Origin of the sequence: Ruegeria sp. HKCCD6428 (assembly GCF_013110595.1) — a bacterium.
Lineage (GTDB): Bacteria > Pseudomonadota > Alphaproteobacteria > Rhodobacterales > Rhodobacteraceae > Ruegeria.
This window is the reverse complement of sequence record NZ_WVQX01000006.1, coordinates 70,007-84,586: the sequence shown is the minus strand read 5'-3', so window position 1 is coordinate 84,586 and position 14,580 is coordinate 70,007. Positions and strand designations below refer to the sequence as shown.

Here is a 14,580-nt window from a genome sequence, read left to right as displayed (position 1 = left end):
GCGGTCCGTGATGGTCGCCTAAAACATGCGGACTTCGGCTGGTCCGAAGCATAAGACAGATTAGGCTCGTTGCAGTCGTTTGCTGCACTTGGGATGAACGCCCCCTATGTGGACAAATTAGACGCGTGAACTCAGCCGTGAGAAAAACTCCGCACACAACTGGCAAACTGGCTCAATGCTGTGGTCAGAACCTGACTCTGAACGCCAGCCCAACCAATGGCGCTGTTTCATAGCTCTGACGACTAATTTCCAATCCATTCGCATCATCTAGCGTCAGGCGGCCGTCAAATTCTGCGCCAGCAAAGACACTTAATGAAACCCCAGGGTTCGGGTTGTACCCAACAGAAAGAACTACAGGGATACTTTTATCCTCACCCACACCATTCGGGGCAAGGCCATCCCCATCCAACCTGAATCGAATCCTTTCCGATCGCGCGGTCAACGAAATGTCCAAGGTGTCATTCAACGCGTAACTCAGTGTCAGTCCAGGACCTTGCGTCGCTCCGACACCAGAGCCAGTATTCAAGTTCCAGCGATCGTTTATGTCCCAGTCGATCAGCAGTGCTGGAAAAAAATCTGTACCGCTTTCGTCAAATTGAGAAAACGCGCCAAAGGCCGGACCTATCGTCAAGCGCTCGCTCAGTTGCCAAGCAATTCCTGCAAAAATACCATGGGTTCTTCCTTCAGATGAGGAGGCCCCGCTTTGATAGTCCCATCTGATCTGTGGCGACACAAAAACTGTTGCTGTATCACTCACTCGAAGCCGCACAGGAACAGCGACGCGGAGGTCACGGATGTTTTCCCATGGCTGGTTGTTTGATTGGCTGAAGCGATAATCCAGTTTGCCAAAGCTGGTGGAAAGCCCAACTGAATTTCCTCCGTCCAGATTGTATAGTGCGGTCGCACGAAGAAATGTTCGACTTGCAGAGAATTCGCCACCGCCGCTCAAATCCGCATCCCCTTGAAAAGCGGCAAGCCCATCAACCTGATACGCCCAACCTAGCCGCGGCTGTGCAGTCAACGGAAACGCTGTGAAACATAGGGAAATAGTTCCAAAGCAACACGTTAGAATAAGGTTTTTCATATGACGTTTCCTAAGTGACGCTGGTTCCCTTTCGGGTTGCCACTCCTGAACCAGCGGTTCAAGTGCTTTAAAGTCTGTTATACGGACTTTGCATCCTTCTGCATTCTTGCTCCAAAGTACCGCAATCAGCCCAAAGCGGTCCTTCAAAAACGAGTCTTGGACAGGTCCACGCGCGCGGATGGGGGACGGCGGACCCCACTCACTTGAATATTTGATTTTATGCATGCTTTGTCGTACACTTTTGCTTTGGTTTTTTTGTCTGGGGGGCAGTCATGAAAACTCATTTTGAACCCACGATTATGTTGCATGCTGCAACCGCCTTGGCGCTTTCATTAGGAACGCAAGCAGTTGGCTTTGAAGGCGAAGTACCTCCAGATAAGGTGGTTCCTGCACAGACCTACTCTCCGTTTGTCGACCGATCTTATCCTGATCAGGTTCTATTTGGTGATCTTCACTTCCATACTGAAATCTCATTCGACGCAGGGCTTGTTGGGACTTCTTTGAACATCCACGACGCCTTCCGCGTGGCCCGCGGTGAGAGGATAACCTCAAATACCGGACAACCTGTTCAACTCATTAGGCCCCTCGATTTCCTCGCGATTACTGAACACGCGGAAATGTTGGGACTTGCGACCGCCGTTCGAGCAGCTGACCCTCGGCTTTTGGCTGACGAGTGGGGTCGTTTGACTTACGAAAGGTTCAATTCCGGGCAAGAAGGTCGGATGGAGGCGTTCGCTGATATCATCGAAATCGCATCAATCGAAGGGCGAGACCCGACCGCTGGATTGGATTTGGACGGTGACCTTTGGCAACAAATCGTGGAAACGGTCGACGAATACTACGAACCCGGCGTCTTCACATCATTGGCTGGGTACGAGTGGACATCAACTCCGAGAGGTAACAATCTCCACCGGGTGGTGATCTTCGGAGACGGCGCCGATAAGACCGGTCGAACCCGCCCATTTACCTATTTTGAAAGCGAAGACCCTGAGCCGTTGTGGGACTATCTGGCTGCGTACGAAGAAGAGACGGGTGGAAGCGCAGTATCTGTTCCCCATAACGGAAATATATCCAATGGAATAATGTTCGCGCCTACGAAATTCGACGGTACACCTATGGACGCGGAATACGCCGCCAAACGCATTCGTTGGGAGCCGATGCATGAGGTAACCCAGATCAAGGGGGACGAGGAAACGCACCCATTCCTGTCACCTGATGATGAGTTTGCGGATTTCGAAACCTGGGACGTTGCGAATATCTCGGGCACCGTCGCAAAGACCCCTGAAATGTTGCGCTACGAGTATGGGCGCTCTGCCTTGAAGGTCGGGCTCGAAGTTCAGCGGGAGACAGGCGTTAACCCATTCAAGTTCGGCTTCTACGGCACGACGGACACGCACACCGCGCTCCCGACCACGCGGGAAGACAACTACTTTGGTAAGTACCAACACACAGAGCCTTCAGCGAACCGTCACAACTTTGATGTAATCCCGGCCGAAGACCCGGCATTGCGCATCATTACGGCGCAAGAATCGGCTGCAGGCCTCACCGCTGTTTGGGCGCGCGAAAACACCCGCGAGGAAGTCCACGGAGCAATCAAGCGCAAAGAGGCCTACGCTACGACCGGGCCGCGAATGCGAGTCCGGGTCTTTGGCGGTTGGAATTTTGATGCCGATGATCTGTACGCCTCGGATTTTGTTTCCAACGGGTATAAGAACGGCGTGCCGATGGGCGGAGACCTTAGGAACGCGCCGGATGGGGTTTCTCCCAGCTTCCTGATCCGGGCGCTGCGCGACCCAGACGGCGCGAACCTCGACCGAGTCCAAATTATCAAAGGCTGGATCGACGAGAGTGGCGAAACTCATGAGCGGATCTTCGACGTGGCCGTCTCCGATGGCCGGGAGATTGGAGAGGATGGCCGTGCACGCGAACCAGTAGGCTCGACGGTAGACATTGAAAACGCGACATACAGCAACTCAATCGGTTCCGTGGAACTCGCCGGTTATTGGCAAGACCCAGATTTTGACGCGAACAACAACGCGTTTTACTATGTGAGAGTGATCGAAATTCCAAAGCCGCGATGGACGACCATAGACGCAGCTTTCTACGATATACCGCTGCCCGAGGCGGTTCCCGCAGAAGTCCAGGACCGTGCTTACACATCGCCGATCTGGTTCAGCGCTGAATAGTGAAGCTAGTATTGCGACAAAGCTGGTTTTGAACAATTTCGATTCCCACGGAACACGTCGGCAACCAGTTCCAATGGCTCGGAAACGTCCAAAGCGTGAGGACGCCTTCTGACTCTGTTGCAGTACAAATCAAACCCGTTCTGATGCCACCGCGTCTGCTCGCTGGTAACGCCGGCAGTGGCCGCACGCTGTTCTTTGCAAGATCAACTTTTTGCGCGTTGCCGTCGTTTGTGCGGAGCGCAGCATCCGTTTACTTCGGGCTCGTTGCAGTCATCTGACCAATTCTGTTGGATGACTTCTTTCTACCAAATTGCCGTCGTCGCGTGACCGCAACCACGCCGGTGATTCAGTCGGGGAACCGGCTGAATACCGGGTAACCGATGAGTCAAGTGAAACCCGCAACATCTGGGTAAGTAAGAAAAGCGCCGCATGCTGGATTCGTTGATTGACGGCCCGGTTCACTGCGCATCACCCTGCAGTTTGAGCCACTTCGTCATGGGCCTACGAGAAGAGCAGAGCCTAAACATTGAGACGGTATGGTTCGACAAGGACCCAAAGGACGGACGCAGCCGGTTTGGTGTTTACAACCTTTTGGACAGCGTGACCCGTATTGGCGGTCAGGAGTTAGCGGCATGAAAACCCGCGAACTTCAGATCCACACTTCGTCGCAAGCATGGCCTCTCGGACTCTGCTGCACGCATCGTCGCAACGCTGTACTACGGGGAGGGCCGCTAATGGCTCTCATCACCCAGATCCCCAAGAACAGCCACGAGGAATACCGTGTCAGCCGGAATGACTTTCAGGGGCATGACCTCATCAATATCCGCGTGTTCTTCACCTCAAAAGACGGAGAGATGCTACCGGGCAAGCAAGGCGTCGCTTTCAAGGCGGAGTTGCTACCGGAATTCATAGACGCGCTTAGCAAGGCGGAGGTTGCTTAGATGGGGCGCGACAAGAGAAACGAAAAGCGCGTCGAGCATTGGACCAAGCTTGTTCGCAACATGATGGAGGAGCCCGCTTGGCGGGCTCTCTCTTCCACCGCGCAGGCCTTGTATCCATGGCTTAGGCTGGAATGGCACGGAGCGGCCAACAATAACAACGGCAGGATTTGCTTGAGCGTCAGACAAGCCGCTGAACGGTTAGGCGTGTCGTACAACACAGCCGCCAAAGGGTTTCGTGAATTACAGGCGAAGGGCTTCATCGCCGTGACGCGTCCGCCCAAACTCGGCACCAGTGGCGTCGCATCATCTCCGCTGTTTGAACTGACCGAAATTTCGCTGCCGACCGCACACGGGGAGGCAGGTCGCAGATTATACAAGCAGTGGTCTGAAGGGGCAGATTTCCCGGTCGTAAAAGCTCCAGTTCACAATCCGACTGGCAAGGGCGGAAAAACAAAACCCTGTCTTAAAAACTGCGACGAGACCGTCGTAGATTTTGCGACGAGAATGACGGAGGCGACGCAATAAATGCGACGGGCCGTATCAATATTTGCGACGAAAACGCCCGATTTCGGCAAGTCCCCGTCGCAGTTTTTAAGACATCCTTAATCTACCAGGGGGTCTGGGGGAAACAGACACCTTCTGGACCAACAGTCCAACAAACGAGGCATAAGTAATGACGGATGAACCCGACCGAAAAAACGGAACCAATACGGACGAACGAAACCCGGATGGCACTTTTGCGACTGGCAATCCCGGCAAGCCCAGAGGAACCCGAAACCGGGTCACTCGGGCAGTAGAGGAACTGCTTGAGGGGCAATCGGAGGCAATCACGCAAAAAGCAGTTGAGTTGGCGCTTGAGGGTGACAGCACGGCCCTGCGGCTTTGTCTAGAGCGGATAGCACCCACCAGAAAGGACGCACCGGTCAATTTCGACCTTCCCCCCATCAAATCCGCTTCCGACGCCTCAGAAGTCGCACAAGCGGTGCTACAAGCCGTTTCTCAGGGTGACGTGACACCTTTGGAGGGAGCGACGGTCATGGGGCTTATTGGGCAATACAGGCGGGTTCTGGAAACGACGGAACTAGAGAAACGAATAGCAGCTTTGGAGGCTTCAAAATGAGTGTTCGTAGCAGGGTGGAAAAACTGGAAAAGGACGCAGGAAACCAGTTCAAAGTCGTCGTCACTCAGGGCGAGTTCTTTGACAAGCACGGGAACCCAATTTCGACCGAAAACGGCTGGCCCCCCAATCTAAAAGAGGACGTTCATCGTGCCATAGTGAGCGTTTCGGATTCAGAGGAAACTGTCACTTTGCAACGGAGACAAGACGAGTCGGGCGCTGAGTTCATGCGTCGCTTCGACCAGACAGGCATCGAGATAGGTAAGAAGGTTGGCACGACCGTTTGCCTGCCCTGGGATGCCAAGTGGACTTAATTGCATGTTTGAGCTTCGAGCCAGCCGGAGTCTGAGCGTGAAAAGACTGATTAGGATCATATTGACCAGCACTGGGCCTACCAAGACAGGTACTGCCGCTCAGGTTCTAGCCCAAGGATTACTATTCGTGACAATCTCCTCTGGCTTGTGTCTCTTCGTTGCCATGCTGATCTTCGGTTTTCCCAAGCATAATGGCGGACCACTTCATTGGGGGAGGATCAGGCCAACTCATTTTGGCGTTTCAGTCGCGGCAATCATTTTGGCGACTCAGCCCGATGACCGCACCTCCATTGCTCAAACCCCTAATTTTGCCTGAAGAGTGCTGGCTTCAGGCACCTGGGGTCAACAGTCAAGGTTACTCTGCCGCGATCGCTTTTTCTCGCTGAGTCTTTTCGCCTTCAATCAACAGAGTGCGGGTCGGAAACGGGATATTGATATCCGCTTCGTCCAACGCCTCTTTGACTTTGCGCTTCATGTCCGCCTGGTATTGGAAGTAGTCCGAAGACTTGCACCACACGCGGACAAGAAAATCGACGCTGCTGCTGCCAAGATTGTTCACCTGGATGAACGGTTCGGGGTCAGCCAACGAACGGGCGTCCGACATGATCGTCTCGCGAATGACGCGCTCGGCCTCCGCCAAGTTGACGCCGTATCCAACGCCGAACGTCCACTCGGCACGACGGGTCTCGTAGACGGAATAGTTCTTGATGGTGTTTCCCCACACCTCGGCGTTGGGAACGATAACCTTGACGTTTCCCATATCGGCAATTTCGGTGTAGTTCAGAGTGATGTCTTTAACGGTTCCGAGCACGCCATTCACGTCGACGAAATCGCCGATCTTGAGCGGCCTGAACAGGATGATCATCACGCCGGCTGCAACGTTGGACAATGTGCCTTGCAACGCAAGACCAATGGCCAAACCGGCGGCACCGATCAGCGCAATGATCGACGTCGTCTGCACCCCGAACGTGTTCAGAATGAACAGCCCGGTAAACGCCAGGATCGTATAGCGCGCCAGATTGCCAAGAAAGTTGAACAACGTATCGTCCAGGCGTTCCGATTTTTCACCGACGCCCCGGATCTTCCGGCTGACATATCTTGAAATCACAAGCCCGAGAACCAGTAGGATCAGCGCGGCTATCGTGTTCGCGACGAGGCCAAGAAGGGCCTCGAGCGTCAACAGGTCGCTCAGCGATTTCCCGTCATACAGCTCGGTATTCAGAACTTGCGACAGTTCGGCCCAAACGGTGTTCGTCACGGTCTCTGCGGTCTGTGCAATCTCGTTTTCCATGGTGTTCCTCGTCGTGTCTCATCGCCTGAGTTTTCGTGTCTTGCAGCGCGGCCCTGCCGCGTCAGACCTCGATCACGGCGCTAGAGGCAAAGAACATGGCCTGGCTGACGGCCGATTTGACCTGTTCTTCGGTGTAGGGTTTGGAAATCAAAAAGGCCGGTTCGGGCCCTTTGCCCGTCAGAAGGCGCTCGGGGAATGCGGTAATGAAAATGACGGGACAATCGCCGTGCTGGGCAATGATGCGGTTCACTGCATCGATTCCACTGGATTTGTCCGCCAGTTGGATGTCCGACAGGATCAGGTCGAACGGCTCGCGCTCGGCCAGTTCGATGGCGGCCGTCTCGGTGCGTGCGACCCCTGTGACCCGGTGGCCCAGGTCCGTCACCATAGTTTCAAGATCCATCGCGATGATTGCCTCGTCTTCGATGATCAAAATGCGCCCAGAAGTGTGGCGGGCCATTTCCTCGTAGGCGATATCGATCAGCTTCTGAGCCTCGGCGGGTTCTATCTGCATGATTGCGGCGATATCGCTGACCGAGAACTCTTCGACCGTGCGCAGCAGCAAGGCCTCGCGCGTATTGGGCGTCAGGCGTGCCAACTGGGCGTGGGCGCGCGTTTGGATGTCAGAGCTGTGGCCATCTGCGTCAACGGGCATTCCCGATGTTGACCAGATGCTGTGAAACACACGAAACAGCGCGACCCGCGGCGCGAGATCGGCATCGAACTGGGCGGGATCTGCAAGGATCGCCTCAAGCGATGCTGCGGCGTAGGCGTCGCCACTGTCCTGTGAGCCGGTGAGGGCACGGGCATAACGGCGCAGAAACGGCAAGAGCGGGCCAATTTGATCTGCGACGGAAACTCCGGTCAGCTCGGTCATCTATGTTTTCCTCATTTTTTTCTCTAAACTCGGGAACCAAACGCATACTGGGGCGTTATGGTTCCAGCAAAAGTAAAAATTTTTGATGATGCCATGACAAAACCACAGCCCAGCCGAAGCCATCGGCAAGAAATAGAGCAAAGGATCGACGAAAACCTCAAGCGGGCTTTCGATGAGGTAGCCAACGAACCGGTTCCGGATCGGTTCGTCGATCTTCTTGAGAAACTGCGCAATCAGACCAGTGTTCCCAAAAGCGGTGACACGGGAGGCTCGGATGGTTGATCCGCGAGAAGAGCTTGTCGAACATATTGGCGCGATGCGTGCCTTTGCGATCAGCTTGTGCGGAAACGGGGCCACGGCCGATGACATCGTGCAGGACGCATTGATCAAGGCATGGAGCAATATCGACTCGTTTCAGGAAGGCACCAACATGCGGGCGTGGTTGTTCACCATCGTTCGGAACACCTATTTTTCGCTGCACCGCAAGCGCAAACGTGAGGTCGAGGATGTGGATGGCGCGATGGCCGAAAGCCTGTCGCAAAAGCCCGACCATGACGGACGGTTGGCGTTAAAGGATTTTGCTGTTGCATTTGGCCAACTGACGGATGAACAGCGCGAAGCCTTGGTGCTGGTCGGTGCACAAGGGTTTTCCTATGAGGAAGCAGCCGAGATGTGCGGCGTCGCTCTTGGAACGATCAAAAGCCGGGTGAACCGTGGCCGCGCGCAACTGGCCGAGCTGATGGACTTGGAAGATGACGAACCCATCGAATTGACCGATGCGGTGACGGCGGCGATCGTTCAGACGCAACCGGCGGCCTGACGATCGATGGATGCGAAACCGCGCAGCCTAACCGTCTATCTTGCCGCGCTGGTCACCTTGGCGCTTTTGCCTTTGGGGCTGATTGCGGTATTGCAGACACGCGCTGTGATTACCGAGGCCGACGAAAGATCTCGGGCCTCGGTTTTGGCGCGCACCATCGAAGCTGCCACCCGGGAACGGGAGCTTCTGCAGAAAGCTGTTGGTGCCAGTTCGGGACTTACCGCCGCGCTTTCGGCTGGAGGTATGGACAAAGCCGCTTGCTCGGGCCTTATGCGCCGGTTCGTCGAACGACAGCCCGAGTTTGTATTTGCCGGGTTTATTCAGCCGAACGGTGTTATGGCTTGCTCAACCGTCGAGAAGGACATCGATTTGTCGGACGCGCCCGGTTTCGGGCAGATCTCGGAAAATCCGCAGCTTACTTTTTCTGTCAGTCGTGCCGGGGCGGCGACAGGGCAATCAGTGATCATCGTAACCCAGCCGGTCATGAACAGGACCGAGCTTATGGGGTTCGTCTCCATCTCGATACCTCATTCGCTGGCGCGCACGCCCTTGGATGTTGGCAACATTGGTAGTGACGTGGTCATCGCCCTGTTCGACGCGACTGGAGAAGTGCTGTCATCAAATGTGGGCTTGGATGAGGTCAAACCATTCCTACCGCCCGCGAAAGAAAACCTGTTGGTTCTGTCCAGTTCCGGTAAAACATTTTCGGCTAAAACGGCCGACGGAGAGGATCGGGTTTTTGCAGTTGCCAGCATCATTCCGGGCGAAGTCGCCGTGATTGGCAGTTGGCCACGCGAGGCGGCGCTGGCCTCTGTCGGTGCAGGCAGCACTGCTTTGACCATTGCTTTTCCGATCCTGATGTGGGTGACCGGTCTGGGAGTTGCCTTGTGGGGCCTGCATCGATTGGTGATCCGGCATCTCGACAGCTTGCGTTCGGCCGTGCGTCGTTTCGCGTTGGGCGAGCGCGACCCAATTGAAAGCCTCGCAGGCGCCCCGCAGGAGTTTCAGCAAATACAGACTGCATTCAACCGCATGGTCTTGTTGATCCGCGAGGCTGAGGCGCAGCACGAACGCGACCTTGTCGAAAAAACGCTGTTGTTGCGCGAGGTACACCATCGCGTCAAAAACAATCTTCAACTGATCGCTTCGATCATGAACATGCATTTGCGCAAGGCCGAAACCACCGAGGCCCGGCGCTTGCTGGAACAGTTGCAGCGTCGGGTTCGCGGCCTGGCCATGGTGCACCAGAGCTTGAACCAGAACTCGCAGATGACGACGATCAACACCGAGGCACTGATCGGACATTTGGTCGCCGAACTGGCGCATCGACCGCCAATTCTGGGTCAGGTGGTCGAGGTTGAATGCCGGATCGCGCCTGTCGAACTGGGGCAGGATCAGGCAGTCACGCTGTCGATGCTGGTGGCCGAGGCGCTGACGAACGCGGTCAAATACGTAGGCGTTCCGCAGGACGGACCGCCGACAATTTCGGTGGAATTGACCCGACCCGAGGAGAGCAACCTGCATCTGAAAATCTCCAACACGCGCGGGCAGACGGACGACGGTGCGGATCTGTTTCACAGCGGCGGGATCGGTCAGCGGCTGATGCAGGCCTTCCTCCGCCAATTGGACGGTTCCGAAACCATAACCGAGACGTCATCGCATTATGTGTATGAGGTGACCTTCGAAATCTCCGAAGTAGAAGGCGATAGCGAACCTCAGTCCATTGCGGATGAGAGAGGCGGTGATGCCCGTGCCGCAGCAGAATGACTTTGAGGTCCTGATTACGGCCGAGCAAGCCTGGCCCGCCTTGGAAAAAGCGGTTCTTGAGGCCCGGCACCAGATCAAGGCAAGTTTTCGGATATTCGATTTCATGACACGGCTGCGCAGCGACGAGGCGCGCCAGATCGGCGATACCTGGTTTGACCTGATCGAGCATGTCATTCGCAAGGGTGTCTCGTTTCAATTGGTCATCAGCGATTTCGATCCGATCTTCGCGACCGAGTTGCACGAGCTGAGCTGGCGCACGAAACGGCAGGCGGTTGCGCTGGCGGAAATCCTGGGTCCAGAGATCGCCTCGCGCTTGACCGTTCGCGTGTCCATGCACCCGGCACAGGCTGGCGCATTGCCGTGGGCCGCGCTGTTGCCGGCGGTTCTTCGGAAAAAGGCGCAGCGGATTCAGGAGCTGTCCCGCGAACGACGCGAACGGCAGGCAGTACGGCTGGGGTCGGACACGTTACCCAGGCTTCACACCGTGTCGCACCATCAGAAAGTCGCCGTGATCGACAATGAGATCTGCTACCTCGGCGGATTGGACTTGAACGAAAGGCGCTTTGACACACCGGATCACGATCGTCTGGCCAAAAACACCTGGTCAGACGTTCAATTGCTGGTCCGCGGACCCGAGGCCGCCGAGGCCGCGCGCCATATCGACCGGTTCGAACATGAAATCGCAACCGGACAAACGGCCCCACAGGCAACCCACCTGCGCCGCACCCTGTCCAGCCCGCGCCGGTTTGCATTCTGGCGGCTGTCGCCAAAGACCATCGCGCATGAGATCGAGGATGAGCACATAGCCGCCTTTCAAGCCGCGCGGCAACTTCTGCACATCGAGACCCAGTATTTCAGATCAACCCGGCTGGCCGAGGCCTTGGCTGAGGCGGGCCATTCCAAGCAGGATCTGAAACTGGTGCTTGTTCTGCCAGCCTTGCCAGAGGAAGTGGCCTTTGGCGGGCATGACGGACTGGACGCGCAATACGGGTTGGACCTGCAGGCCAAATGCCTGGAGATCATTCAGCAGGGGTTTCAAAACCGGGTTTCGGTGTCGACCCCGGTCCAACCGATTTCGGCCAGTGGGGCCGATGCCAGCGCTGAAGTTCTGAGCGGGTCTCCGATCATTCACGTTCACAACAAAGTTCTGGTGGTGGATGACCATCATGCTTTGGTCGGGTCCGCCAACCTGAACGGACGGTCTTTGCGGTGGGACACAGAAGTCGCCCTTCGGGTCACCGACCGGCAGCGGGTCGCGGTTCTGCGGCAGGCCCTGGTGGACCATTGGTGGTTCTCGGATGATCTGAGCAAACCGATCGAGCCCGATGCCATGTTCGCGTGGTGGGGGCGAGAGGTACAGGCCAACGGCGTGCGGCGCCCCGAAGCGTGCAGCGGCTTCCTGGTCCCGCATGACGCCGACGTTGCGCGCGACATGCGGCAACCGCTTCCGGGGGTAACTGAAAACATCGTTTAGGTGGGCGCGACCGGGCTCATGACCTTGGGGTTCATCAACACGCCGAACCACAGCAGGATCGGAAGCGCGACGATGGCGCCGACCGGCCCCCACAGCCAAAGCCCAAAGATGATGGCGATGAACACGACCAACGGGTTCACCTGCAGACGTTGGCCGACGAAGGCGGGTGTTACGAATTGTGCTTCAGAAAGATTGATCGCCAGGAAAACCAGGGGGGGCAACAGGGCCGCGGCTCCACCAAACTGGGTTAAACCGGCGATCAGAAGGCCGGTCAGGATCATCAGCGGGCCGAGATACAGCACAAAATTCAGAAGGCCGGCGGCCACCCCCCAGACCACGGCGTCATTGATGCCGATCAGCCCCAAGGCCACAGCTGTAACAGTCCCAAGGCCGATATTGACCAACGTCACGGCAGCGAAATAGCGATAGACCGCACGGTCAGCCAGATACAGCCGCTCTTTCAGGGGACCGGCTGCGGCATAGAGCTCGGGCCGGGTCAAAACGAAAAAGAACAGCGTGCCGATGAAAATCAGGATTTTTGATCCGAAGTTGGGTGCCAGCCACAAGGCATCCATCACCGACGGAAGGGCGGATTCCGTTTCCGCTGCCCCATCGGCGCCGACGGTTTCCTCGATCTCGCGTCCAAGCGTTTCGATACCCCGAATGAATTCGGACATCGCGGCGACCCAAGAGCGCAACTCGCGTTTGATGGCAGGCAACTGTTCGACCAGCGTGGACAGCAATGGTTCGAGCAGAAGGAACGCCGCGACGATGACGGTGCTGGTCACGAACAACAGTGCCGAGGCGGATATCACACGTGGGCAACCGACTTTTTCAAGCTTGTCGGCAAGCGGGGCGACCACGACCCCCAAAACCAACGCAAAGGTGATCGGAGCGACGATGGACCGGGCCAGGTACAAAGCGGTGATGCTAGCGATCCCGGTCAGGATCGCCAGCATTGCACGCAAGGCCGATGGAGAGCTGAAAGCAGTTGGCATGGGCGCGCTTCACTGACTGCGCAAAGCGCCAGAGGCCCGATCAGCCGCGTCATCCAGCCGTGCATTGGCCGCGGCATGCAGCTTGTCCAGTTCTTCTTTCAAAACCTTTTGGGCGTGACGCATCAGCTGATCGCGCCGACGGCCCAGCAGCTCGTCCTCCTTGCGAGTGTTGGGCAGCAGAGCGCCAGCCAGAATACCTACGCCCAGCGCCAATGCGCCGGCCGCCAGCGGCTGATCATGGACGAAGGTCTGCGAGGCCTTCGCCGCCTTCCGCGCACGCTTCTCGACCGCTTGCTGCGCACCGATTGCGGCCTTGCGCGCTTCGATCACACGGGCACGGGCTTGGGGTGAGAGCTTGTCCAGACCACGTTCCAAGGCGGCGGATAGCAAGCTGGCAGATTGGCTGTGTTCAGTCATTCCGGTCATCTCCTGTTTCATGCGGCTGTCAGCGTCGGCAACACGCCGGTCAAACCCGTCGAAGGCCTGCTGCGGAGGTACGGCCTGGGGCGGGGATTGAGTTCTTTTTGCGCCAGACCCGGGACCCGCAACCAAAAGGGCTGCCCCTGCACCGAGCAGAGCAAAGGCGGCCGGGTTTTTTTGGGCCGCGGACCAGAGTTGCGCACCGATCTGCCCGCCATAGGCTTCGAGCGTCGATTTCGCCTCGTCTGCCAGGCGCGGCGGTGCCAGCGTATCCGACAGAGCATTCAGCGAGCGTGCAAGAGCGCTGCGTTCGTATGCGATCTGCGTTTCAAGAGGTGTCAGGTCAGACATGGGTCGACTCCTTCATCGCTTCGATGTCGCGCTGCAGGTTTTTCATGGCTTGCTCGGGGACCAGCGCGGTAGCCGACAGGCGGGACCGGCCAAAAAGCGCCAGGCACCCAGCAACCAGTGCCAAGCCCGCGCCAACGAGCAACGAGGCCATACCCACCGAAAAACCATTGGCGGCGATATACGCGACCAGGGATGTCGCCATGAGGTTCAGTGCGATCATCAAAAGGATCAGAGCAATGCCAAGGCAGGCCAGCCCTAAGCCCGCTCGCGTCAGGTTTCGGGACAACTCCTCCTTGGCAAGCTTTACCTCAGCCTGAAGCAAACCCGACAGATGTTTGAGCGCGTTTGCCAAAAGCCCCGGTGCAGATCGCAGATCGTTGGGGTTATGCATCGCGGCCACCATTCATTCGCGCCAACGCGCTGGTGTGGCCCGAAGTATCGACCGAGGTACCATGCAGCAGCGACGGATCAATATCCCAAGGATCTGCACCAAAAGATGCGGATTGGGCCGCGCCCGTATTGCGCGCGCTCAGGAAACGGGCTGCAGCAAAACCGGCCAAGGCAGCCGATCCGACGAACAACAGCGGGTTTTCGCGGGCGAAATCAGACACCTTTCGGCTCATACTGGCCAAGTCGGCAGAGCGGACTTGCCCAGCCACAGCTTCCATGTTGTCCGCAATCCTCGACAAGACCTGATGCTGCACCGATTGGTCGGGAAATACACCGGCAGCTGCGTCGGCTGCATGAGCGGCGCTCCCAACCTCCTGCGCTGCGCTGTCCTTCAGTGATTCGGCCCGGGCCGAGGCCTCGGCGGTCACGGTGTCCTTGACCTTGCCGGCCAGATCCTGGGCATGGGCTTTTGCTTTCTCCGTGGTCTCGGTTCGACGTGGCATGGTTCGATCTCCTGTGTTGAGGTCTCGGTCCTCCAACGCATGGAAGG

16 protein-coding genes are annotated in these 14,580 nt (G+C 57.0%); 9 read left to right on the top strand and 7 right to left on the bottom strand.

The annotated features are described in order from the left end of the window. Positions 1 to 184: 184 nt before the first annotated feature. On the bottom strand, positions 185 to 1,084 hold the full coding sequence (locus GS620_RS14370; RefSeq protein ID WP_253283950.1) for a hypothetical protein: 900 nt from the start codon (positions 1,082 to 1,084) through the stop codon (positions 185 to 187). Between the two features lie 272 nt (positions 1,085 to 1,356). Here GS620_RS14370 and GS620_RS14365 point away from each other — a divergent pair, with 272 nt between their 5' ends. The 5 genes from GS620_RS14365 to GS620_RS14345 all read left to right on the top strand — a co-directional run bounded on the left by GS620_RS14365 (position 1,357) and on the right by GS620_RS14345 (position 5,642). After that, positions 1,357 to 3,270, top strand: coding sequence for a DUF3604 domain-containing protein (locus tag GS620_RS14365; protein WP_171616538.1), 1,914 nt, complete (start codon positions 1,357 to 1,359; stop codon positions 3,268 to 3,270). A gap of 734 nt (positions 3,271 to 4,004) precedes the next feature. Further along, complete coding sequence (locus GS620_RS14360; RefSeq protein WP_171116879.1) at positions 4,005 to 4,211, top strand: transcriptional coactivator p15/PC4 family protein; 207 nt, start codon at positions 4,005 to 4,007, stop codon at positions 4,209 to 4,211. After that, on the top strand, positions 4,212 to 4,736 hold the full coding sequence (locus tag GS620_RS14355; RefSeq protein ID WP_171616536.1) for a hypothetical protein: 525 nt from the start codon (positions 4,212 to 4,214) through the stop codon (positions 4,734 to 4,736). A gap of 148 nt (positions 4,737 to 4,884) precedes the next feature. Beyond that, complete coding sequence (locus GS620_RS14350; protein WP_171616534.1) at positions 4,885 to 5,331, top strand: DUF5681 domain-containing protein; 447 nt, start codon at positions 4,885 to 4,887, stop codon at positions 5,329 to 5,331. Then, positions 5,328 to 5,642 (top strand): hypothetical protein, encoded by a 315-nt coding sequence (locus GS620_RS14345; protein WP_171116885.1) that lies wholly within the window; start codon positions 5,328 to 5,330, stop codon positions 5,640 to 5,642. Before GS620_RS14350 ends, GS620_RS14345 begins: the two co-directional genes overlap by 4 nt. Positions 5,643 to 5,997: 355 nt before the next feature. On the opposite strand, the gene GS620_RS14340 is transcribed toward GS620_RS14345, so the two are convergent. Beyond that, positions 5,998 to 6,933, bottom strand: coding sequence for a mechanosensitive ion channel family protein (locus GS620_RS14340; RefSeq protein ID WP_171116887.1), 936 nt, complete (start codon positions 6,931 to 6,933; stop codon positions 5,998 to 6,000). A gap of 61 nt (positions 6,934 to 6,994) precedes the next feature. Beyond that, positions 6,995 to 7,810: a response regulator gene (locus GS620_RS14335; protein WP_171116889.1), complete on the bottom strand. Its 816-nt coding sequence runs from the start codon at positions 7,808 to 7,810 to the stop codon at positions 6,995 to 6,997. Between the two features lie 93 nt (positions 7,811 to 7,903). Between GS620_RS14335 and GS620_RS14330 the strand changes: the two genes are divergently transcribed. Genes GS620_RS14330 through GS620_RS14315 form a run of 4 tightly spaced genes read left to right on the top strand, consistent with a single transcriptional unit; the run spans position 7,904 to position 11,871 of the window. Further along, positions 7,904 to 8,092 (top strand): NepR family anti-sigma factor, encoded by a 189-nt coding sequence (locus GS620_RS14330; protein ID WP_170452416.1) that lies wholly within the window; start codon positions 7,904 to 7,906, stop codon positions 8,090 to 8,092. Beyond that, positions 8,085 to 8,630, top strand: coding sequence for an RNA polymerase sigma factor (locus tag GS620_RS14325; RefSeq protein WP_171616532.1), 546 nt, complete (start codon positions 8,085 to 8,087; stop codon positions 8,628 to 8,630). Before GS620_RS14330 ends, GS620_RS14325 begins: the two co-directional genes overlap by 8 nt. A gap of 6 nt (positions 8,631 to 8,636) precedes the next feature. After that, positions 8,637 to 10,397: a sensor histidine kinase gene (locus tag GS620_RS14320; RefSeq protein WP_171616530.1), complete on the top strand. Its 1,761-nt coding sequence runs from the start codon at positions 8,637 to 8,639 to the stop codon at positions 10,395 to 10,397. Next, entirely contained in the window at positions 10,375 to 11,871 is a 1,497-nt protein-coding gene (locus tag GS620_RS14315; RefSeq protein ID WP_171616528.1) for a phospholipase D family protein, read from the top strand. Before GS620_RS14320 ends, GS620_RS14315 begins: the two co-directional genes overlap by 23 nt. On the opposite strand, the gene GS620_RS14310 is transcribed toward GS620_RS14315, so the two are convergent. From GS620_RS14310 to GS620_RS14295, 4 genes are read right to left on the bottom strand one after another with little or no spacing between them, the layout of a single operon-like run. Further along, positions 11,868 to 12,869, bottom strand: a complete 1,002-nt coding sequence (locus GS620_RS14310) for an AI-2E family transporter (protein ID WP_171616527.1) — start codon at positions 12,867 to 12,869, stop codon at positions 11,868 to 11,870. The two genes, GS620_RS14315 and GS620_RS14310, sit on opposite strands and share 4 nt — an antisense overlap. A gap of 9 nt (positions 12,870 to 12,878) precedes the next feature. Then, the gene (locus tag GS620_RS14305) at positions 12,879 to 13,640 is read right to left on the bottom strand and encodes a DUF883 family protein (protein ID WP_171616525.1); all 762 of its coding nucleotides are present in this window, start codon (positions 13,638 to 13,640) and stop codon (positions 12,879 to 12,881) included. Further along, positions 13,633 to 14,031: a phage holin family protein gene (locus GS620_RS14300; RefSeq protein ID WP_171172682.1), complete on the bottom strand. Its 399-nt coding sequence runs from the start codon at positions 14,029 to 14,031 to the stop codon at positions 13,633 to 13,635. The genes GS620_RS14305 and GS620_RS14300 overlap by 8 nt, the downstream gene beginning before the upstream one ends. After that, positions 14,024 to 14,533 (bottom strand): hypothetical protein, encoded by a 510-nt coding sequence (locus GS620_RS14295; protein ID WP_171616523.1) that lies wholly within the window; start codon positions 14,531 to 14,533, stop codon positions 14,024 to 14,026. The genes GS620_RS14300 and GS620_RS14295 overlap by 8 nt, the downstream gene beginning before the upstream one ends. Positions 14,534 to 14,580 lie beyond the last annotated feature (47 nt).

Bases quoted from the DNA above. Each gene is read 5' to 3' on its own strand.
- GS620_RS14370 (WP_253283950.1), bottom strand. From the start codon at position 1,084: ATGAAAAACCTTATTCTAACGTGTTGCTTTGGAACTATTTCCCTATGT.
- GS620_RS14365 (WP_171616538.1), top strand. From the start codon at position 1,357: ATGAAAACTCATTTTGAACCCACGATTATGTTGCATGCTGCAACCGCC.
- GS620_RS14360 (WP_171116879.1), top strand. From the start codon at position 4,005: ATGGCTCTCATCACCCAGATCCCCAAGAACAGCCACGAGGAATACCGT.
- GS620_RS14355 (WP_171616536.1), top strand. From the start codon at position 4,212: ATGGGGCGCGACAAGAGAAACGAAAAGCGCGTCGAGCATTGGACCAAG.
- GS620_RS14350 (WP_171616534.1), top strand. From the start codon at position 4,885: ATGACGGATGAACCCGACCGAAAAAACGGAACCAATACGGACGAACGA.
- GS620_RS14345 (WP_171116885.1), top strand. From the start codon at position 5,328: ATGAGTGTTCGTAGCAGGGTGGAAAAACTGGAAAAGGACGCAGGAAAC.
- GS620_RS14340 (WP_171116887.1), bottom strand. From the start codon at position 6,933: ATGGAAAACGAGATTGCACAGACCGCAGAGACCGTGACGAACACCGTT.
- GS620_RS14335 (WP_171116889.1), bottom strand. From the start codon at position 7,810: ATGACCGAGCTGACCGGAGTTTCCGTCGCAGATCAAATTGGCCCGCTC.
- GS620_RS14330 (WP_170452416.1), top strand. From the start codon at position 7,904: ATGACAAAACCACAGCCCAGCCGAAGCCATCGGCAAGAAATAGAGCAA.
- GS620_RS14325 (WP_171616532.1), top strand. From the start codon at position 8,085: ATGGTTGATCCGCGAGAAGAGCTTGTCGAACATATTGGCGCGATGCGT.
- GS620_RS14320 (WP_171616530.1), top strand. From the start codon at position 8,637: ATGGATGCGAAACCGCGCAGCCTAACCGTCTATCTTGCCGCGCTGGTC.
- GS620_RS14315 (WP_171616528.1), top strand. From the start codon at position 10,375: ATGCCCGTGCCGCAGCAGAATGACTTTGAGGTCCTGATTACGGCCGAG.
- GS620_RS14310 (WP_171616527.1), bottom strand. From the start codon at position 12,869: ATGCCAACTGCTTTCAGCTCTCCATCGGCCTTGCGTGCAATGCTGGCG.
- GS620_RS14305 (WP_171616525.1), bottom strand. From the start codon at position 13,640: ATGTCTGACCTGACACCTCTTGAAACGCAGATCGCATACGAACGCAGC.
- GS620_RS14300 (WP_171172682.1), bottom strand. From the start codon at position 14,031: ATGCATAACCCCAACGATCTGCGATCTGCACCGGGGCTTTTGGCAAAC.
- GS620_RS14295 (WP_171616523.1), bottom strand. From the start codon at position 14,533: ATGCCACGTCGAACCGAGACCACGGAGAAAGCAAAAGCCCATGCCCAG.